This is a genomic window from Acidiferrimicrobium sp. IK (assembly GCF_025499425.1).
Classification (GTDB): Bacteria; Actinomycetota; Acidimicrobiia; order Acidimicrobiales; family Palsa-688; genus Acidiferrimicrobium.
In genome coordinates this window covers 1-18,625 of the sequence record NZ_JAIMCB010000017.1, presented here as the reverse complement: position 1 = coordinate 18,625, position 18,625 = coordinate 1, and the positions used below count along the sequence as shown (strand labels likewise).

Genomic DNA, 18,625 nt, shown 5'->3' with positions numbered 1-18,625 from the left:
CGGGCGCGATAGGTCCGAGATGCGCCTGGGCGAGAACGCCGGCGACGAAGGTCACACCGTGGGAAGCGCACCGCCCGGGGGTAGGACCGTCCCACGGCAGGCGGCGTCGAAGGAGTGTTGGACGATGAGCGAAGCGAAGCGCGATGCGGAGGTGCGACCCGCGGGGCTGACCGGCTCGAGACCGCAGGGGGCGATGGCACAGCTGAGTCATGAGCAGCTGGCCACGACCCAGCGCGAGACGCTGGAGGCACCGAGGAGGCGGTACGGGCCGGGCGCGAAGGCGCTGTTCGCTCTGCTCGATGCGGTGTACGGAAAGCCGCGGACGCTCTCCAAGTTCAAGGTCCTCGAACTGGTGGCTCGCGTCCCCTACCAGAGCTGGGAGCAGGTGGCCTACATCGCCATTACCCACACCCACCAGCGGCCGGACCTGGCCCGGAGGGTCTTCGACCGGGTCACCGAGAGTCGAGGGCAGGAGGACAACGAGCAGTGGCACCTGTTGATCCTCGAGGAGATGATCGCCCGCTCCGACAGCCGCGAGGGATGGATCCGCTTCACCCTGTTCCCGCAGCTGCTGGCGTTCGTCTACTACCAGCTGTCGTGGCTGCTCTACGTGATCCGCCCGGCATGGAGCTACCGGCTCAACGCCGACTTCGAGGACCACGCCGAACACGAGTACGCCTACTTGGTCGCCGAGCACCCGGAGTGGGAGGAGCAGCCGTTCGAGTCGGTGTTCGCCGCCGACTACGCGGAGGTGGACAGCGTCGCCGATCTGTTCCGGATGATCAGCTACGACGAGCGGGTCCACAAAAACGAGAGCCTGGCGGCCATGGCCGCGCCCCGGTTCTCGTGACCGGCGCCTGACCGACTACGCCGGCTGGGACCCAGCGGCCTCGCGGCGGTGGACGACCACCACCGGGCAGGTGGCATGAGAGACGCAGTGCTCGCTGACCGAACCGAGGAGCATGCCGGCGAACTCGCCGTGGCCTCGGCTGCCGACGACGAGCAGGTCGGCGTCTTTGGACAGCTCGAGGAGGACCGGAGCGGGGTGGCCCTCGGCGACCACCTTCTCGATGTCGACATCGGGCTGGCCCAGCACCCCGGCGATCTCCTCGTCGAGGACCCGGTGGGCGTCCTTGTCGAAGTCCAGGCCGGCTGGCAAGGGCGCCATGTACGCGACGCTGGGGAGCTCCCAGGAGAGCACCACCCGCAGCCGGGCGCCCACCAGGCGGGCCTGCTCGGCGGCCCACCTCAGCGCCTCCTTGGAGGGCTCGGACCCGTCGACGCCGACGACGACGATCCCTGACTTGCCGCGGCTAGGAGTGTCGGACGTTGACATGGTGATCATCTGCCTCCGGGAGGATGTGCTCGGGCCTGCGTGCCGTCGACAACGTACCGGCTCGAGCCGGAGTCGCTCGGAGCTACGCCGCTGCGCCCGGTCGGGTCCTGCTAGAACGGGACGGTCCCCCGCCGGCGCCCATTGCGACCCGCCGACTGGGGACCTCCTAAGCCCTTGACGTTGAAGGGTTCCCTCGCCCGAGTAGCTCAGTTGGCCAGAGCAGGCGCCTTGTAAGCGTCAGGTCGTCGGTTCGAATCCGACCTCGGGCTCGCTTGACCCAGGGTTGCGGGCCGCTGACCGACGTTGCGGCCATCCCGGGGTTGCATCGCATCACCTGCGCCGGCGGCTTACGTTTCACCTTCCCCGGCGAGCCGCGGTGGCCTAGAAGTTGAAGATGCCACCGTCGGACGCGGTGAGGTAGTAGCCACCCCCGTCGGGGGTGGCGGCCATGCCGACGATCGGCTGGCTGAAAGCGACGTTGCCGGTCGAACCCTACAACGGGATGGTCTCCGCCCACTGCCCGGTCGGCGCTCGCCGGCTTGTCTCGGAGCTTCATGCTGCACGCTGCTCCGACAAGCAGTTGACAGTTTCTGCAAACGTTTGTAAGAATGATGTCCGAGCAAGGGGGGAGGGTGAAATTGGCAGTCACGGTCCATGACGTGGCCCGTCGAGCCGAGGTGTCGGTATCGACGGTATCGAGGTCGTTCACCATGCCCGAATTGGTCCAGGCATCTACCCGGGAGCGGGTACTGGAGGCGGCGCGCGCGCTGGGCTACCGACCCAACCGTGCGGCCCGCAGCCTCATTACCGGCCGGACGGCCAACATCGGCGTGGTCGTGCCCGACCTGGCCAACCCCTTTTTCCCTTCCGTGGTCAAAGGCATCCAAGCCCGGGCCCGGGAGAGTGACTACGCCATCTTTCTCGCCGACAGCGAAGAGGACCCTCGCCTCGAGGCCGAGTTGATTTACGCCATGGCCAAGCAGGTTGATGGGGTCATTGTGTGCTCGGCCAGGATGGGTGATGCGGACTTGAAGAGGGTCTCCGAGAGCACCCCACTGGTGCTATTGAACCGACGGTACGCCAACTTGCCGGCGGTCCTCATGGACACTGCTGATGGGAGCCGCCAAGCGGTCCAACACCTGGCCGCCTTGGGCCACACCCGATGCGCGTTCTTGTCGGGGCCTCCCACGTCGTGGTCCAACAAGGAGCGACGACGAGGGTTGCGACTGGCGGCGCGGGCTTTTGGGGTCGAGGTCGTTGAGCTTGGGCCGTTCGCCCCGAACTTCGACGCCGGCCTGCAAGCGGCCGACATCGCCATCGCTGCCGAGGTGGGAGCCATCGTGGCTTTCAACGACCTCATGGCCCTGGGGGTGTTGTCCCGGCTCAACCAGCGGGGTCTGAGCGTGCCCGACGACGTCAGCGTCGTGGGCTTCGACGACATCGCGATGGCTTCCATGATCACCCCGTCCCTCACGACCGTGGCCATGCCCACCGAGGCGAGCGGCCGGGCCGCGGTCGAGTCGTTGGTGGACCAGCTGGCCGGCCGCGGCGACGCCGACGGAGGCCAACACCAACGCTCGGTGCCAACACAGCTGATCGTTCGAGCATCAACCGCTCCTCCGGGTCATCCGGTGAGCAACCAATGGGACGGCCGAAAGCCGTTGTCCCGGAAAGGAAGATGAGGAGAATGAGGCATACGAGGATCGTCGTATCGATCGCCGGCGTGAGCATGGTGGCAGCGGCCTGTGGGGGGCCCGGGGCGCCGTCCAGCACGGCCACCTCGGCCAAGTCCCCGGCGTCGGTCCCGGCCAAGCCAGCCCATCCGGTGACCCTGAACATCCTGGACATCGCCGGAAACCTGCAGCTGACGAAGGGGATGATCCAGAACTTCATCAAGGCCCATCCCGACATCGTCAACAACGTGACCTACACGTCGGCGCCGGCGCCGTCCATGGCCGGCAAGCTGCAGGCCCAGCAGCAGGCCGGCCAGGTGCAGACCGATCTGGTGCTCACCGGCACTGACGGGCTGTCGGCCGGGATCGCTAACAATCTCTTGACCAGCCTGCTGCCGACCTACAGCGCCCGATTCCCGAACCTCATGGCGAACTACTTGGCGCCGGCAGCCGCCATGGAGCAATTGGCACAAGGCTATGGCATCGAACTGGTGTACTACCCGTCGGGACCGCTGCTCGAGTACAACCCCCAGAAGGTCCCGAACCCGCCTTCGACCCCTCAGGAGCTGCTGTCGTGGGCGCAGGCCCACCCGGGCAAGTTCCAGTACGCCGACCCGACCAACTCGGGCCCGGGCCGGACCCTGCTGATGGGGCTGCCCTACCTCCTCGGAGACAGCAACCCGAAGGACCCCACCAACGGTTGGACCAAGACGTGGTCGTACCTGCAGCAGTTGGGCAAGTACATCTCCTATTACCCGTCGGGGACTACCGAGACCATGAGGAACCTGGCGTCGGGCAGTGTAGACATGATTGCCACCACCACCGGCTGGGACATCAACCCGCGGGTGCTCGGCACCGTGCCCAACAACGTGAAGGTTTCCCTGATGCAGCCGATGCACTGGGTGACCGACGCCCAGTACGCGGTGGTCCCCAAGGGCGTCTCCTCCGACGTACTTTCGGCCGACTTGGACCTGATCCAGTGGATGCTGCAGCCCTCGCAGCAGGCCATCGCCTATGACGACGGGTATTTCTATCCGGGTCCCGCGGTGAGCGGCGTGTCGCTGTCCATGGCCCCCCAGCACAGCCAGCAGGTGATCGCCCAGTACGGGCGACCGGAGTACTCGTCGTGGATCTCCCAGTACCCGAAGGAGACGTCCCTGCCGGCCCCCGAGCAGGTCAAGGCGTTCGACATCTGGGACCGCAGCGTCGGCAGCGGGAAGTCGAAGGCCTGATCCATGTCGGACCCGCGCTTTTCTACGCTGCGCTTCGAAGGGGTCACCCGCCGCTTCGGGGGGCAGACGGCTCTGGCTGACCTGGATCTGAGCATCCACGCCGGTGAGTTCATCGCACTCCTCGGCGCGTCGGGTTGCGGCAAGTCCACCGCGCTCAACTGCCTCGCCGGGTTGCTTCCTCTCAGTGGCGGGAGCATCTGGCTAGACGAACGCCGCATCGACGGGCTCCCCCCGGAACGGCGGGACATCGGGATGGTTTTCCAGAACTACGCCCTGTTTCCCCACATGTCGGTGCGACGCAATGTCGGCTTCGGGCTGCAGATGCGCAAGGTCCCCAAGAAGGAGGCGGCCCACCGGGTGGACGAGGCCATCCGACTGGTCCAGCTGGAAGAGCACGTCGCCAAGTTCCCCGCCCAGCTGTCGGGCGGCCAGCAGCAGCGAGTTGCTATCGCCCGGGCCATCGTCATCCGTCCGCCGGTCGTGGTCATGGACGAGCCGCTGTCCAACCTCGACGCCAAGCTCCGGTTGGAGATGCGCATGGAGATCCGGCGACTCCATCAGGCTCTTGGCCTCACCACGGTGTATGTCACCCACGACCAAGAGGAGGCTCTGTCGCTGGCCGACCGGCTGGTGGTGCTCCGGGATGGCCGGGTCCAGCAGGTCGGCACCCCGGAGGATGTGTACTGCCAGCCTGCCAACCGATACGTCGCCGGGTTCATGGGGTACCGCAACCTGATAGAGCTGCCGGTGAGCCGCCGCGACGGTGAGAGGGTCACCGTGGGCGGAGGCAGCATTCAGCTGGAGGGCACAGCCCGAGACGATTTGCCCTCCGGCCGGGCGGTGGCGGCCATCAGGCCGGAGGACCTGGTGGTGTCGGAGACCGGCGAGAACCGCTTCGATGTCGTCGTGGAGGTGGTGGAGTACCACGGCCGGGAGCAGAGCGTCCAGGGTCGGCTCCCGAGCGGCGAGCCGGTCTACTTCCGGACCGAGGCCCGCCTCGCCCCCGGCGACCGGGCACCGCTGGCTGTCGCGGCCGGCCGGGTGCTCATCTACCCGGCCGACGGAGCCGGCGCCCTCGCCGAGGCGGCGGCGTGACCACCGCCCCGAGCGTGACCGTCCTGCCGGGCCGGGGGAAGGCCTCTTTGCGGCACCGGCTGGCCGAGCGGGGTATCGATCGAAGCTTGGCCTTGCTCGCTCCGGGCGTGCTGTTCATGCTGCTGCTTTTCCTCTACCCCTTCCTGTACGGGCTGCAGCTCTCGTTCAGCCCCCAGCACGGAGGAGGGGCGCTGGCGAACTACCGAACGTTCTTCTCGGACCCGTACCTGCGCGGCAGCATCGGCATCACCTTGTGGTTGGGGATCCCCGCCGCGCTGTTCAACGTGGTCGTGTCGGTGCCCATCGCCTACAAGATGCGGGGCCGTTTCAGGGGGAAGCGGCTGCTCACGACGCTGCTGGTGGTGCCCATCACCCTCGGCACGGTCCTGACCGCGGAGGGGCTACTCGAGTTCCTGGGACAGGCTGGTTGGCTGAACAAGATCCTCGTCGACTTGCACCTGGTCAGCCAGCCGGTGCGGCTGGTCCACAACTACTGGGGTGTGTTTTTCTCGCTGGTGATCACCGGGTTTCCGTTCGCATTCCTCCTGATCAGCTCCTACCTTTCGGGGATAGACCCCAGCTTGGAGCGGGCCGCCGCCACGCTCGGCGCAGGCTGGTGGCACCGCTTCCGTCACATCACCCTGCCGTTGCTGTCACCTGGTCTGGCCATGACGTTCTGCCTGTCGTTCGTGCTGGCCTTCTCGGTGTTCCCTTCGGCTCAGCTGGTCGGCGACCCTTCGGGCGCCACCCATGTCATTTCGATCGCGGCATACCACGCCGCTTTCGAGCAGTACGACTATTCGATGGGGTCAGCGATATCCATGATCATGGCCGCCATCATGCTGGTCATCATCGGTGTGGTGCTGTTCTGGCGCAGCCGGATGTACCGCGGTTCCACGGGAGGTAAGGGCTGATGGCCGCCGACGCGCTGACCGGTGGCCACGACCAGACCGGCAGCCGCCACCGGCTCATCGCCAAGCCGGGGACCTGGTTGGTGTGGGGCGGGGTCGTGCTGTTTTTCATCTGCCTGGCAGGTGTGATCTTCTCCGTGGCGGTCGACTCGTTCGCCACCCGGTGGTTCGGGAGTTGGTGGCCGCAGGGGCTCACCACCCACTGGTACTCCGACGCTTGGAGCAGCTTCAACCTGTCGCAGCTGATGACGGTGACCGGTGAGGTGGCGCTGGTCGTGGTGGTGGTGTCGGTACTCATCGGGGTCCCGGCCTCGTACGTGCTGGCCCGCAGGCAATTCCCCGGCAAGAAGCTGGTCATGCTGCTGTTCCTTCTTCCGGTGCTGATCCCGCCGATCACCTACGGCATCCCTCTGGCCACCTTGCTCTACAAGGTTCACCTGGCCGGCCGGCTGTCAGGTGTCATCCTCGCCAACCTGGTGCCCTCGGTCCCCTTCGTCGTGCTCACCATGACGCCGTTCATCGAGCAGGTCGACCCGAAGATCGAGGCCGCGGCCCGGATGTGCGGGGCTCGCACTACATCGGTGTTCACTCGGGTGCTGGCCCCTCTGCTCGTACCAGGCGTGCTGGCGGCGGGGATCTTGGTGCTGGTGCGCACCGTCGGCATGTTCGACCTGACGTTCCTGACCGCCGGGCCGAGCAGCCAGACGCTGGTGGTGGCGCTGTACTACTCGGTGTTCTCGGCCGGCATTCGAGCGCAGCAGTCCATCGACTCCATGGCGGTGATCTACACCGCGTCGATGATGGTGCTGCTGATCATCGCACTGCGCTTCGTGAACCCGACGCAGCTGGTCACCCGCATGAAAGAAGAGGTCGCGGGATGACCGGACGCGGGGCCCGCCCCCGCCCCATCCCCCCCGAAAGGAAGGACCCTACGTGACGAAGACAGTGGTGGCCCCAGGCCGGGAGACCGACATCATCCAGCTGGACCTGGCCGACCTGGCTGACGGCCAATCCTGGGAGCAGTCGTCGGAGCAGGAGACAGCCGTGGTCATCCTGAGCGGCGAGGTCGACGTGGAGTTCGAAGGCAAGGATGCGGTCCCGGCCGGGGGCCGCAAGAGCGTGTTTGAGGCGCCGGGCCACACCGTGTACGCACCTCCGGGATGCCCGTTGCGGCTCACCGCCCGGGGTCCGGCGGAGCTCGCGGTGGCGTCCGCCGCGGTGGGTGACGGGACGGCCGGTTCCGCTCGGGTCATAGGCCCCGAAGACCAGCGCATCGCGGAGGTCGGCCAGTCCAACTGGTCGCGGTCGGTACGCACCATCCTCGGGCCCGAGCACTCCGCCGGCCGGTTGCTGCTCGGCGAGACCATCAACCCGCCTGGGAACTGGTCCTCGTACCCGGCGCACAAGCACGACCGGCAGGCCCCACCCGAGGAGGTCCGCCTCGAGGAGGTCTACCTGTTCAAGGTCGACCCCGCCGGCGGGTTCGGGGTGCAGCTGCGCTACGACGACGCCGGCACCGAGGAGGCGTTCTTCGTGCGCAACGACGACGCCGCCGCCATCCGGTCCGGCTACCACCCGGTGGTCGCCGCTCCGGGGTACTCGCTCTATTACCTGTGGGTCATGGCGGGGGACGGGCGGGAGATGATCCCCCACTTCGACCCTCACCACGCGTGGCTTCAGCAGAGCCGGTGACCTCCGACGCCCTCGAGGCCATCGCGGCGGCCGTCTTGCTGCCGGTGATCCGGGAGGCCACCGCCGCGCAGGCCGTCGCGGTCGCCGAGCGGCTGTCGGACGCCGGGATCGGCGTGGTCGAGTTGACCGCGACCACAGCCGGGTGGCCCGACGCCGTGGCGGCGGTCGCCAGCAACCGGGCGATGGTGGTGGGCGCCGGCACGGTGGTGACCGCTGCTGACGCCGAGACGGCCGTGTCCGCGGGGGCCCGATTCCTCGTCAGCCCCTATCCGGCCCCGACGGTCCGGGCGGTGGCAGCCCGAACCGGGGTGCCGTTCATCGAGGGGGGCTTCACCCCTGCGGAGGTCGCCGACGCCGCCGGGCGCGGGGCGGCCAAGTTGTTCCCCGCCCATGTGGGCGGCCCGGCCATGCTGCGGTCGCTGCTGGCGGTCCTTCCCGGGGCCAAGATCATTCCGACCGGCGGTATCCGCCTCGAGGACGTGCCGCTGTGGCTGCAGGCCGGTGCGTTCGCAGTAGGGGTCGGCTCGGACCTGACCTCCGCCGGTGACATCGAGAGCCGGGTGCGGGGGGTTGTTGACGCCGCGGGGATCCGACGGTGAAGATCATCGAAGCTCGGGTCATAGTCACCAGCCCGGGCCGCAATTTCGTCACCCTGAAGCTCACCACCGACGAGGGGCTCGTCGGACTCGGTGACGCCACGTTGAACGGGCGGGAGCTGGCGGTGGCGTCCTACCTCACCGACCATGTCTGCCCGTTGCTGATCGGGCGCGATGCCGGCCGCATCGAGGACACTTGGAACTACCTCTACAAGGGCGCCTACTGGCGACGGGGGCCGGTGACGATGACCTCCATCGCCGCGGTCGACGTGGCCCTTTGGGACCTCAAGGGCAAGGCGGCCGCACTGCCGGTCTACCAGCTGCTGGGCGGCCGATGCCGGGACGCAGCCACCGTGTACGGTCACGCCAACGGCGAGACCGTCGACGAGGCGGTCGAACAGGTGGGCGCCTACCTGAGGGCCGGGTACCGAGCGGTGCGGGTCCAAGCTGGGGTGCCCGGAGTGGCCGGCATCTACGGTGTGGGCGGGCACGGCCAGCCCTACGAGCCGGCGGTCGCCGGTTTGCCGCCCGAGACGGTCTGGGACACCGCCGCCTACCTCCGCCACATCCCGGACCTGTTCGCCGCGGTACGCGACAAGTACGGGTTCGACTTCCATCTCCTTCACGACGTGCATCACCGGCTGACGCCGATCGAGGCGGCCCGGCTCGGCCGGGACCTGGAACCGTACCGGCTGTTTTGGATGGAGGATCCGGTCCCCGCCGAGCTGCAGGAAGGCTTCCGGCTGATCCGCGGCCACACCACCACGCCGATCGCGGTGGGCGAGGTGTTCAACGCAGTGTGGGACTGCCGGCAGCTGATCAGCGAGCAGCTCATCGACTTCGTGCGCACGCCGGTGTCCCACGGCGGGGGCATCACCCACCTGCGGCGGATCCTGGGGCTAGCGGAGCTGTACCACGTCCGTTCCGGATTCCACGGCGCGACCGACCTGTCGCCGGTCTGCCTGGCTGCGGCCCTCCACGTGGACGTGTCCATACCGAACTTCGGTTTGCAGGAGTACATGGCCCACAGCGCCGAGACCGACGAGGTGTTCCCCCACTCGTACCGCTTCGAGGACGGCGCGTTGCTGGCCGGCGAGGAGCCGGGGCTGGGGGTTGACATCGACGAGGAGGCCGCGGCCCGGTATCCCTACCGGGCCGCTTACCTTCCGGTCAACCGGCTCCGAGACGGAACGGTGCACAGCTGGTGACCCCCGACGTGTTGGTCATGGGAGAGGTCCTGGTAGAGGTGTCGAGCGACGAAGCACTCGACAGACCCGGCCCGGCGCGGGTGGGATTCTCTGGCGACGCCCTCAACGCCGCGGCTGCGGCCGCAGCCGCCGGGGCTCGCACCGCGCTACTGGCGCTGGTGCCCGACGACGAGCTCGGCGACGGGCTGGTCCGCCGGGTCGCCGAGCTCGGGATCGACGCTTCGTTGATCCGCCGGGTGAAGGGTCAGCACGGCGTCTACTTCGTGTCCGCCGACCCGAGCGGCGACCGTCAGTTCTGCTACGCCCGGGCCTGCAGCGCGGGCTCGACCCTGAGCCCGGCTGACGTGGACCGCACCGGCGTGGCGGACGCCGCGGTGGTCGTAGCCAGCGGGATCACCTGCAGCCTGTCCGCGTCATCGGCGGAGGCGGTCGCGCACCTGGCCGAGGCGGTCAACCGGCGCGGTGGCCGCTTCGTCTACGACCCGAACTACCGCCCGCGGCTGACCACCCCGGAAGCGGCCGGCGCCCACCTGTCGCGGCTGGCGCGGTCCGCGGCCGTGGTGTCCCCGGCCTGCCCGGGTGAGACCTCTCAGCTCCTCGGGCTTTCCGACCCGGCGGAGGCCGCCGCCGCCTGCCTGGCGCTGGGAGCGCGGGCCGCGGCCGTCACTTGCGGTGCGAACGGGGTGGTCATCGCCGACGCGAGGGGGACGCAGCGTCTGCCGGCCGTTCCGCCGCCCGCCCTGGTGGACCAGACCGGGGCCGGCGACGTGTTCATCGGCACCGTGGCCGGCCGCCTGGCCTGCGGCGACGACCTGCTCACCGCCGCCCGCCTGGGCGGCGCGGCGGCCTCGCTGTCCCTTCAGGGGCGGGGGGGCACCGGCCACATCCCCACGCTTCGCTCGACTCGTTCCCATCTGGCCGGATGGGCGGAGGCCACGTCGTGACCGCCACCCCGCTGGACCGGGTCGCCATCCGCCTGCACCCCGACGACGACGTCGCGGTCGCCCGATCGGAGGTCCTGGCGGGCACTGAGATAGACGACGGGTCCCGGACCTTCGCCGCCGGGTCCGACGTGCCCGCAGGCCACAAGATCGCGGTTAGGGCTGTGGCCGCCGGCGGACCGGTCCGCAAGTACGGGCAGCGGATCGGGGTGGCCACCTCGCCGATCGCAGCCGGCGACCACGTCCACACCCACAACCTCGCGGTGGGACCGCCCGCTGCGCACACCACCGGACCGGCCGGCGAGACCGGCGTGCCATCGGCTGACGGCCCGGCCCCGGTCGGTACTGCCTCGCGGGCGGCTACCTCCAGCGGGACGTCGCCGCCGGCGACCACCTTCGCCGGGATCGTCCGACCCGACGGCAGGATCGCCACCCGCAACTACATCGGCATCCTCACCTCCGTCAACTGCTCGGCGACAGCCGCCCGCCTGATCGCCGACCGGTTCCGACCGGGGTCCGACCTCCTCGCGCAGCACCCGGACGTGGACGGGGTGGTGGCCCTGACCCACGGATCGGGGTGCGGGATGGCCGTGTCCGGTGATGGCTTGTCCCTCCTGCGCCGCACCATCACCGGCTACGCCCGCCACCCCAACTTCGCTGGGCTGCTAGTCCTCGGGCTGGGATGCGAGGTGAACCAGGTCGACAGCCTGGCGGAAGGCTTCGATCTGCCTCCGTCGACACCGGTGCACACGATGACCATCCAAGCCCTCGGCGGTACACGAGCGACGGTGGACGAGGGCGTGGCCCGGATACGGGAGATGGTGGGCGCGGCCGCCGAGGTGAGGCGACGCCCGGTGCCGGTGTCGGAGCTGGTGCTCGGGCTGAACTGCGGGGGCTCGGACGCCTACTCGGGGATCACGGCCAACCCGGCTCTGGGTGTCGCAGCCGACCTGCTCATCGCGCAGGGCGGCACCGCGGTGCTCGGTGAGACACCGGAGATCCACGGGGCGGAGCACCTCCTCACCGGTCGGGCCGACCCGGCCGTCGCCGAGGCGCTGCTCGAGCGCGTCCGGTGGTGGGAGTCCTACGTGGAAGCGTCCGGAGGCAGTCTCGACAACAACCCGTCGCCGGGCAACAAGGCTGGGGGGCTGACCACCATCCTGGAGAAATCGCTGGGGGCGGTGGCCAAGGCCGGGACCAGCCGACTGCAGCAGGTGGTCGGCTACGCCGAGCGGCCGACCAGGCGGGGTCTGGTGTTCATGGACACCCCCGGGTACGACCCGGTGTCGGTCACGGGAATCGTGGCCGGCGGAGCCAACGTGGTCTGCTTCACCACCGGGCGGGGTTCGGTGTTCGGCTGCAAACCGGCGCCCAGCCTGAAGCTGGCCACCAACAGCGAGGTGTACCGGCGGATGCCCGACGACATGGACATCAACTGCGGGAGCATCCTCGACGGCGACGAGACGGTGGAACAAGCCGGCCGGCGGATCTTCGACGCCGTCGTCGCGGTGGCGTCGGGGCGGCGCACGCTGAGCGAGGAGCTGGGGGTAGGCGACAACGAGTTCGTCCCGTGGCAGCTCGGAGCGGTGCTGTGACCGAGCGCCTCACCCTTGCCTCCCTCGCCCGACTCGACCCCTCGATGCGACCGTCGATCGACCCCCGGTCGGTGTCGGTGGGGGTGGTACACCTCGGCCTGGGGGCCTTCCACCGGGCTCACCAGGCCGTCTACACCGAGGCGGCCATGGCCAACACTGGCGACACCGGATGGGGCATCTGCGGGGTGACCCAGCGCAGCCGGTCGGTGGTCGACGCGCTGGCCCCACAGGACTGCCTCTACAGCGTTCTCGAACGCCAGGACGGATCGTCGAGGGTGTCGGTGGTCGGCGCGGTGCGTCAGGTGCTCTTCGCCCGGGAGGACAGCGACGAACTCCTCGTCCGGCTGTCCCAGCCGACCACCCGGGTCGTGACGCTCACCGTGACGGAGAAGGGGTACCGCCACGACCCCGCCACCGGCCGACTGCGCCGGGACGACCCGGAGGTGGCCGCGGACGCCGCCGGCCGGGTCCCCGCCACCGTCGTGGGGCAGCTGGGCCGGGGCCTGCAGCGTCGCTACCGGACCGGCGGCGCCCCGCTGGCGGTGGTGTCATGCGACAACCTGCCGGGCAACGGCCGCCTGCTAGGCCGCCTGGTCGAGGATTTCCTGACCATGCTGCCCGCCGAGGACACCCGAGGGCTGGCGGAGTGGGTGGCGGGCAACGTGACCTTCCCCTGCACCATGGTGGATCGCATCGTGCCGGCGTCCACCGATCAGGACCGGGCCGACGCGGCCGGGATGCTCGGCTTGGACGACCACGCGGTGGTGGTGGCCGAACCGTTCAGCCAGTGGGTAATCGAAGACCGGTTCCCGGCGGCTCGTCCCGCCTGGGAGGAGGGCGGGGCGGTCCTCACCGGCGACGTGGAGCCGTACGAGGCGATGAAGCTCCGGCTGCTCAACGGAAGTCATTCTGCGCTCGCCTACCTCGGCTCCCTGGCCGGGCACGAGTTCATCTCCGACGCCATCCGAGCCGAGGGGTACGAGGCCTACGTACACGCCCTCATGGACAAAGACGTCACGCCGACCCTCCAGGTGCCGTTCGGCTTCGACCTCGACGCCTACAAGACGGACCTGCGAACGCGTTTCGCCAACCAGGCTCTGCGCCACAGCACCGTTCAAGTGGCCATGGACGGCACCCAGAAGCTGCCTCAGCGGCTGCTCCCGGTGATCCGCCAGCGGCTGGCCGCCGGAGACGAACCTCGCCTGGCCTGCCTGGCGGTGGCCGGCTGGATGCGATTCGTCGCCGCCGGGCGATCAGACGACGGGCGGCCGTTGCCCCTCGACGACCCGCTGGCGCAGCTCCTGCGGGACCGGGTCGGGGAAGCCGGCTCGGCCCGGGCGGTCGCCGACGCCCTCCTTGGCGTGGAGGAAGTATTCGGCCCGGATCTCGGACGAGATCCCGCCTTCCGGTCGCTTGTGACCGAGGCGCTGGCCGATGTGACGCGCCACGGCGCCGCCGAGACGGTCCGGGCCGCGACCCGCTGACCCGTACCGCGGTGCGCGGGACCGCCGCCCGCGGCGACCAGCGGCCGCTACTGTCCCCGATAGTCGCTCGCATGTTCAGGAGGGAGGGCATGGCCGAGGAGTCGTTCGAGGAGCGGCGCCGGGCCCGGCGCTACCCGGTGCGACTGGCGGTCACCGTGTTCGCCAGCGGTCTTGCGGGGCCCGGAGTCCGTGGCCACACCGTCGACGTCTCAGCGTTGGGGATGCGGTTGGTCACCGAACAGGACCTGGTGCGCGGAGTCGACCAGACGGTGATGCTGGACGCTCCCGGCGAGCCGATAGTGGCCAAGGCCCTCCTGGTTTGGACCGAGGCGCGCGGAGAGCGATGGGCGCACGGGCTGATGCTGCGAGGCCTGGGAGCCAGCGACGCAGCCCGCCTGGCCCGGCTCCTCTCCGAACGGGTCTGAGCCGGCTCGCCCGGGTAGAGACCCCCTAGAGATGAGGAGACCACATGCCCGAAGCATCGAGCGGCCCTTGGTATTGGTGCCTGCGCCACGAGCGGGTCGAGCCCGAGGACGGCTGCGCCAACGCGGAGCGCCTCGGCCCCTACCCGACCCGCGAAGCCGCCGCCAACTGGAAAGCGACCACCGAGGCCCGCAACAAGGAGTGGGACCGGGAGGACGCGGAGGACGAGTGAGCGGCGGGTCAGGCGGTCGCGGCGACCTCCGCAGCCGCCGCCGCGTCGGCCAACGCCAGCAGCTCGGCCGAGATGCCGCGATGCGGGGTGAGGACCTCGTCGATCATCCCGTACTCCTTGGCCTCATCCGCGGTCATGAAGTAGTCCCGGTCGATGTCGCGCTCGACCTGCTCCAGTGGACGCCCGGTGTGGAAGGAGATGATCTGGGCCATGCGCTTGGTGGTGGCCAGTACCTCCCGCAGGTGGATCTCCATGTCGCGCGGGGCCCCTCGGGTCCCCGCTGAGCCTTGGTGGATCATTACCCTGGCGTTGGGCGTGGCCAGCCGCCGACCGCTGGCTCCGCCGCAGAGGATCATCGCGGCCGCCGACATGCCCATGCCGATGCAGACGGTGGAGACCGGGGCCCGGACATGCTGCATGACGTCGTATATGGCCATGCCGGCGTAGGCCTGGCCCCCCGGCGAGTTGATGTATAGGAAGATCTCCCGGTCGGGGTCGTGGGCGTCGAGATAGAGAATCTCGGCGACGAGCAGGTTGGCGATCTGGTCGTCCACCTCCTGCCCGAGGAACACGATGCGCTCCTTCAGGAGCAGGGAGTAGATGTCAAAGGCGCGGTCGCCGCGGGCGGACTGGTCGACAACGGTCGGGATAACTGACATAGCTGGAATGATATCGCGAGTTTGAGATAGCGCCAACGCTATTGGCCGGGTAGGGTTCGAGCGGTGAAGGGAACGGGTCGAGCGAGGAATGCAGGAGTCGGAACCGAACGAAGCGCAGGTCAACGAGCGACGCCACGAGACGGTCTTCCCGGGGTTCCGGGAGATGGCCGAGCGCCGTCACGTCCTCACCGAGCTGCTGGTCGCGCAGCGCACTGCGTTGGGCCTGTCGCAGACCCAGGTGGCGGCCAGGATGGGCACCTCTCAGTCGGCGGTAGCCCGTCTCGAGTCGGGCGACGCCGATGTGCGGCTCTCCACCCTCGAGCGCTACGCCGCGGCGCTCGGTCAGCGCCTGGACTGGCGGCTGCACGACAGCTGAGCAGTCGACGGGTGAACGTGGGGCGCGGGAGGCCGGCACGATGACCGTTCCTGGCGACGACCGCGATGTGGGGGACGGGATGGAGGCGTGGCTACGCGGCCAGCTGCTCAACCAGCGCCAGGTGGTCCTGCGGGGACCGCTCGACGACGAGGCCGCCAGCCGGGTGGCCGCTGAGCTGATGCTGCTTGACGCCACCGGCGACAGCGCCGTGCAGATGCAGATCGACAGCCCGGGAGGGCCGCTGCGCGCCGCCTTGACCCTGGTCGACACGATCGGGTTGATGGGAGTGCCGGTGCGGGCCGCCTGCGTCGGGCGGGTCGAGGGCTCCGCCGTTGCGGTGCTCGCCGCCGCAGAGCACCGGAGCGCATCACGCCACGCCAGCTTCCACCTGAGCGAGCCGTCGTCGTCGGCGTCGGGGACGGCCGGCGAGCTCTCGGCGTGGTCCCGCCAGCGTCAGATCGAGCTCGATCGCCTGGCCGGTGTCCTCTCTACTGCCACCGGCCGACCCCTCGAGCACGTCGAGGCGGACATCTCGGCCGGCCGTTGGCTCGACGCAGAGCAGGCGCTCGCCTACGGCCTGGTCCACGACATCCTCGGGGCCGGGCGGGGGACGCCGCCGGACCGCGGGCGCCCGTTCGGGTTCGGCCCCCACTGACCGGGTCGGCCATCGCCGCGGGTCAGCCGGTCGGGTTTAGGTCGGCGGCTGGGGGGCCGCGGCGAAGCGCGGGCCGAGGTGGGTGGTGTCGTTGTAGCACCTCAGGATCCACCGTGAACCGGCGACGACCAGGTGGGAGATCGACGCGTTGTCCGCCCCGGTGAACGCGAACGGGCGGGACTGCGTGGCCTGGCGCAGGAGCTCGCCGATGACCCCGCCGTGGGTGAACACTGCGACGATCCGGTCGGGGTGGGCGTCGGCCACCCGCAACAGCCCGGCGCGCACCCGGGCCGCGAAGTCGGCGGCGGGCTCCGCCCCCGGGATGGCGTCCCATCGCTCTTCCTCGATCATCCGGGCGGCGATCGGATCGCCCTCGGCGACCTTGTGACGCAACAGGCCGCCCTCCCACTCTCCGAGGAACACCTCCCGTAAGTCTGGCTCAACGAGCGGGCGCAGCCCGAGCCGCTCGGCTAGGGGACCAGCGGTCTCGGCCGTGCGGCGAAGGTTCGTCACGTACAAGGCGGCGAGGTCCTCGCCGGCCAGGCGGTCAGCGACCAGACGGGCCTGTTGCCGCCCGTCTGGGTGCAGGGGCGGGTCCCCGTGCCCGTCGACGAGGGGAAACGGGGCGCCGCGCTCCGCGGGAGCGGACTCGCCGTGACGGACCAAGAGGATCTCGGTGGCCCCAGGAGGAGGGCGGAAGCGCTGCTGGCGGACACCGTCGGAGCTGGGGGGCACCCGGTGAGCCTACGGGCCGGCAGGGCCGGCTCCCACCACGCGACCGAGGGGAGCGCTCAGGCAGGCGGGGATGAAACCGCACGGTCTCGCGACGAGCGGCCACCGAGTAGTTGGCCATGCCACGCGAGCGGCAGAGCTTCAACCTACGGCGATGTCTACCGCGGGCGCCGGATTGGGCGTGACCCAGTCGGACACCACCTCGAAGAAGAACGCAGACATGCTACATACCTCGTTGCGGGCCGGCGCCTTGAACCTGATCTGCAGATGGCCGGGGCTCAACACGCGTAACGCTGTCACCGTGTCCCGGCCGAGGCAACCCCCGCTTGAAACCACGATGACCAGGGGACGTCCTGGCTCCGATTTTACTGCGCCCGTCGGTTCAGAAGAGCCCGTCCCCAGCGAGGGCTGGATGACATCCTGATCGCCCGGCTGAAAAGCCCTCGTCTGACACCGCAACGCACCGGCGGTCGATCCCGCTGGCGATGTCGCGGGTGACCTGGATCCCCCGCATGCCGTAGCGGTTGCCACGAGTGCTACCAGCGCCAGAAGGCGCGTCATAGGCTTCCTTCTAGTGCACGACATCGCCACCGGGAGAAGCAGCCGGGCCGGCCAGGACTACGAAGTTAGCCCCTGCCTCGGCCTCGGCCTCGGCCTCCGCCGGCGATGCTGCTGACGGTCGAGGCCGGGCAACTCACAGTCTGTGCGGACGCAGTTGCAACACCGGTCGCTCCCGTATAGGCCATCGTGCCGGCCAGCGCCGCTGCGGACATGACCGCGACGCCGCGCCTGGATGACGGCTTCATGGTCGGCTGACCCCCTTATCGATGCGGGCGCCCCCCGGCGCCCGTCTGCCCGTACGAGACCTACCGTCGTCGGCCAGGCGCTCGCACGCTACCAGCGCGGCCAGAGGCCCGAGCAGTGAACATTTCACGGCGCGTCGCCGATGGCGGACTCGACGAAGCGACAGTCCCCCGCCGCCGCCAATGCGTATACCATGCGCATGGCGAGGGTCAACATCACGATGCCCGACGAACTCGTCATCCAAGCCCGCAACGCCCGGTTGAACCTGTCACAGGTTGCTCAACGCGCCGTGGCGGCCGAGCTGGACCGTCTGAGCAAGATCGCCGAGCTCGACACCTACCTCGCCGAGCTCGACGCCGAACTCGGCCCGGTCACCGAGGAGGACCGAGCCGAAGCTCGGACTTGGGCCGATCAAGCCCTTGGCCTGCCCTGCGTCGTCCTCACCGGAGCGCTGACCGGCGACCACCGGCGCGACTACCCCGAGAACCGGCTTCTTCGAGCGTGCGACGTGCGGCCCGTGGACGAGCTTGTGGCCAGAGCCGCAGCCGTCCTGCGGTCGCAAGTCACCGGCCGACGGATCCCTTCGGGTGTGGATGCCATCGTCGTTGCGGTAGCCGACGGCGCCGGTGGGGCCACCATCCTCACCGGCGATCCAGGTGACCTCAGCGCCTTGGCCCGCCACGCCAAGCACGAAGTGACCGTCAGCCGGGTGTGACCCTACGCAGTTCTCTCGCCCGTGCGGAGATACACCACTCCAATGACCGTCGCCGCAGAGCGGTTCGGGTTCGCCCGCTGGCATACCGGGCGCAGAACGACTCGACCACCCCGACGGGGCTGTCGGCCGGCGCCCGGAGGCCGACTAGGACACTGTTGAACAATTCTCGCTTCGGTGCTCGCGATTTGGGCCCAGACCGTCGAGAATTGTCGGGTGCAAGGACGGAGCGAATCCAACCGTGAGTTGCTCGACGCGGCGGCGCTGTG

The 18,625-nt window shown here is 69.4% G+C and carries 20 protein-coding genes and 1 tRNA gene; 18 read left to right on the top strand and 3 right to left on the bottom strand.

Annotation, left to right across the window (positions count from 1 at the left end; all coding sequences use genetic code 11):
- Positions 1–124 precede the first annotated feature (124 nt).
- A complete protein-coding gene (locus tag K6U06_RS21175; protein ID WP_262323970.1) occupies positions 125–850 on the top strand; it encodes an alternative oxidase in 726 nt (241 codons plus the stop codon).
- A gap of 15 nt (positions 851–865) precedes the next feature.
- Here K6U06_RS21175 and K6U06_RS21170 read toward each other — a convergent pair whose 3' ends face one another.
- Positions 866–1,336: a universal stress protein gene (locus K6U06_RS21170; RefSeq protein ID WP_262323969.1), complete on the bottom strand. Its 471-nt coding sequence runs from the start codon at positions 1,334–1,336 to the stop codon at positions 866–868.
- Between the two features lie 195 nt (positions 1,337–1,531).
- Here K6U06_RS21170 and K6U06_RS21165 point away from each other — a divergent pair.
- The 14 genes from K6U06_RS21165 (at position 1,532) to K6U06_RS21100 (ending at position 14,418) form a co-directional block, all read left to right on the top strand.
- A tRNA-Thr gene (locus K6U06_RS21165) sits at positions 1,532–1,605 on the top strand.
- 363 nt (positions 1,606–1,968) lie between these two features.
- Positions 1,969–3,018: a LacI family DNA-binding transcriptional regulator gene (locus K6U06_RS21160; protein ID WP_262323968.1), complete on the top strand. Its 1,050-nt coding sequence runs from the start codon at positions 1,969–1,971 to the stop codon at positions 3,016–3,018.
- A gap of 5 nt (positions 3,019–3,023) precedes the next feature.
- The gene (locus K6U06_RS21155; protein WP_262323967.1) at positions 3,024–4,241 is read left to right on the top strand and encodes an extracellular solute-binding protein; all 1,218 of its coding nucleotides are present in this window, start codon (positions 3,024–3,026) and stop codon (positions 4,239–4,241) included.
- A gap of 3 nt (positions 4,242–4,244) precedes the next feature.
- Positions 4,245–5,336: an ABC transporter ATP-binding protein gene (locus K6U06_RS21150; RefSeq protein WP_262323966.1), complete on the top strand. Its 1,092-nt coding sequence runs from the start codon at positions 4,245–4,247 to the stop codon at positions 5,334–5,336.
- Positions 5,333–6,250, top strand: coding sequence for an ABC transporter permease (locus K6U06_RS21145; RefSeq protein ID WP_262323965.1), 918 nt, complete (start codon positions 5,333–5,335; stop codon positions 6,248–6,250). Before K6U06_RS21150 ends, K6U06_RS21145 begins: the two co-directional genes overlap by 4 nt.
- A complete protein-coding gene (locus K6U06_RS21140) occupies positions 6,250–7,128 on the top strand; it encodes an ABC transporter permease (protein WP_262323964.1) in 879 nt (292 codons plus the stop codon). Before K6U06_RS21145 ends, K6U06_RS21140 begins: the two co-directional genes overlap by 1 nt.
- A 52-nt stretch (positions 7,129–7,180) precedes the next feature.
- Positions 7,181–7,939, top strand: a complete 759-nt coding sequence (iolB, locus tag K6U06_RS21135; protein ID WP_262323963.1) for a 5-deoxy-glucuronate isomerase — start codon at positions 7,181–7,183, stop codon at positions 7,937–7,939.
- Positions 7,918–8,538: a bifunctional 4-hydroxy-2-oxoglutarate aldolase/2-dehydro-3-deoxy-phosphogluconate aldolase gene (locus K6U06_RS21130; protein ID WP_262323962.1), complete on the top strand. Its 621-nt coding sequence runs from the start codon at positions 7,918–7,920 to the stop codon at positions 8,536–8,538. Before iolB ends, K6U06_RS21130 begins: the two co-directional genes overlap by 22 nt.
- Complete coding sequence (gene manD / locus K6U06_RS21125; protein WP_262323961.1) at positions 8,535–9,743, top strand: D-mannonate dehydratase ManD; 1,209 nt, start codon at positions 8,535–8,537, stop codon at positions 9,741–9,743. The genes K6U06_RS21130 and manD overlap by 4 nt, the downstream gene beginning before the upstream one ends.
- A complete protein-coding gene (locus K6U06_RS21120) occupies positions 9,740–10,687 on the top strand; it encodes a PfkB family carbohydrate kinase (protein WP_262323960.1) in 948 nt (315 codons plus the stop codon). Before manD ends, K6U06_RS21120 begins: the two co-directional genes overlap by 4 nt.
- The gene (locus K6U06_RS21115; protein WP_410051118.1) at positions 10,666–12,279 is read left to right on the top strand and encodes a UxaA family hydrolase; all 1,614 of its coding nucleotides are present in this window, start codon (positions 10,666–10,668) and stop codon (positions 12,277–12,279) included. Before K6U06_RS21120 ends, K6U06_RS21115 begins: the two co-directional genes overlap by 22 nt.
- Complete coding sequence (locus K6U06_RS21110) at positions 12,276–13,763, top strand: mannitol dehydrogenase family protein (RefSeq protein WP_262323958.1); 1,488 nt, start codon at positions 12,276–12,278, stop codon at positions 13,761–13,763. The genes K6U06_RS21115 and K6U06_RS21110 overlap by 4 nt, the downstream gene beginning before the upstream one ends.
- A gap of 71 nt (positions 13,764–13,834) precedes the next feature.
- Entirely contained in the window at positions 13,835–14,188 is a 354-nt protein-coding gene (locus tag K6U06_RS21105; RefSeq protein WP_262323957.1) for a PilZ domain-containing protein, read from the top strand.
- 44 nt (positions 14,189–14,232) lie between these two features.
- Positions 14,233–14,418 carry a hypothetical protein gene (locus K6U06_RS21100; RefSeq protein ID WP_262323956.1) on the top strand — a complete coding sequence of 62 codons (186 nt, stop codon included), beginning with the start codon at positions 14,233–14,235 and terminating at the stop codon, positions 14,416–14,418.
- 8 nt (positions 14,419–14,426) lie between these two features.
- Here the strand turns inward: K6U06_RS21100 and K6U06_RS21095 are convergent, their stop codons facing one another.
- Complete coding sequence (locus tag K6U06_RS21095; RefSeq protein WP_262323955.1) at positions 14,427–15,077, bottom strand: ATP-dependent Clp protease proteolytic subunit; 651 nt, start codon at positions 15,075–15,077, stop codon at positions 14,427–14,429.
- An 88-nt stretch (positions 15,078–15,165) separates the two neighbouring features.
- Here K6U06_RS21095 and K6U06_RS21090 point away from each other — a divergent pair, with 88 nt between their 5' ends.
- Both K6U06_RS21090 and K6U06_RS21085 read left to right on the top strand, forming a co-directional pair.
- On the top strand, positions 15,166–15,453 hold the full coding sequence (locus K6U06_RS21090; protein ID WP_262323954.1) for a helix-turn-helix domain-containing protein: 288 nt from the start codon (positions 15,166–15,168) through the stop codon (positions 15,451–15,453).
- Positions 15,454–15,493: 40 nt separating this feature from the next.
- On the top strand, positions 15,494–16,108 hold the full coding sequence (locus tag K6U06_RS21085) for an ATP-dependent Clp protease proteolytic subunit (RefSeq protein WP_262323953.1): 615 nt from the start codon (positions 15,494–15,496) through the stop codon (positions 16,106–16,108).
- 36 nt (positions 16,109–16,144) lie between these two features.
- Here K6U06_RS21085 and K6U06_RS21080 read toward each other — a convergent pair whose 3' ends face one another.
- Positions 16,145–16,843 (bottom strand): histidine phosphatase family protein, encoded by a 699-nt coding sequence (locus K6U06_RS21080; protein WP_262323952.1) that lies wholly within the window; start codon positions 16,841–16,843, stop codon positions 16,145–16,147.
- A 1,000-nt stretch (positions 16,844–17,843) separates the two neighbouring features.
- Here K6U06_RS21080 and K6U06_RS21075 point away from each other — a divergent pair.
- Positions 17,844–18,359, top strand: coding sequence for a hypothetical protein (locus tag K6U06_RS21075; RefSeq protein WP_262323951.1), 516 nt, complete (start codon positions 17,844–17,846; stop codon positions 18,357–18,359).
- The last annotated feature ends 266 nt before the right edge of the window (positions 18,360–18,625 follow it).

Coding starts and splice junctions, on each gene's coding strand:
- K6U06_RS21175 (WP_262323970.1), top strand. CDS start 125: ATGAGCGAAGCGAAGCGCGATGCGGAGGTGCGACCCGCGGGGCTGACC.
- K6U06_RS21170 (WP_262323969.1), bottom strand. CDS start 1,336: ATGTCAACGTCCGACACTCCTAGCCGCGGCAAGTCAGGGATCGTCGTC.
- K6U06_RS21155 (WP_262323967.1), top strand. CDS start 3,024: ATGAGGCATACGAGGATCGTCGTATCGATCGCCGGCGTGAGCATGGTG.
- K6U06_RS21150 (WP_262323966.1), top strand. CDS start 4,245: ATGTCGGACCCGCGCTTTTCTACGCTGCGCTTCGAAGGGGTCACCCGC.
- K6U06_RS21140 (WP_262323964.1), top strand. CDS start 6,250: ATGGCCGCCGACGCGCTGACCGGTGGCCACGACCAGACCGGCAGCCGC.
- K6U06_RS21115 (WP_410051118.1), top strand. CDS start 10,666: ATGGGCGGAGGCCACGTCGTGACCGCCACCCCGCTGGACCGGGTCGCC.
- K6U06_RS21105 (WP_262323957.1), top strand. CDS start 13,835: ATGTTCAGGAGGGAGGGCATGGCCGAGGAGTCGTTCGAGGAGCGGCGC.
- K6U06_RS21100 (WP_262323956.1), top strand. CDS start 14,233: ATGCCCGAAGCATCGAGCGGCCCTTGGTATTGGTGCCTGCGCCACGAG.
- K6U06_RS21095 (WP_262323955.1), bottom strand. CDS start 15,077: ATGTCAGTTATCCCGACCGTTGTCGACCAGTCCGCCCGCGGCGACCGC.
- K6U06_RS21090 (WP_262323954.1), top strand. CDS start 15,166: ATGCAGGAGTCGGAACCGAACGAAGCGCAGGTCAACGAGCGACGCCAC.
- K6U06_RS21085 (WP_262323953.1), top strand. CDS start 15,494: ATGACCGTTCCTGGCGACGACCGCGATGTGGGGGACGGGATGGAGGCG.
- K6U06_RS21075 (WP_262323951.1), top strand. CDS start 17,844: ATGGCGAGGGTCAACATCACGATGCCCGACGAACTCGTCATCCAAGCC.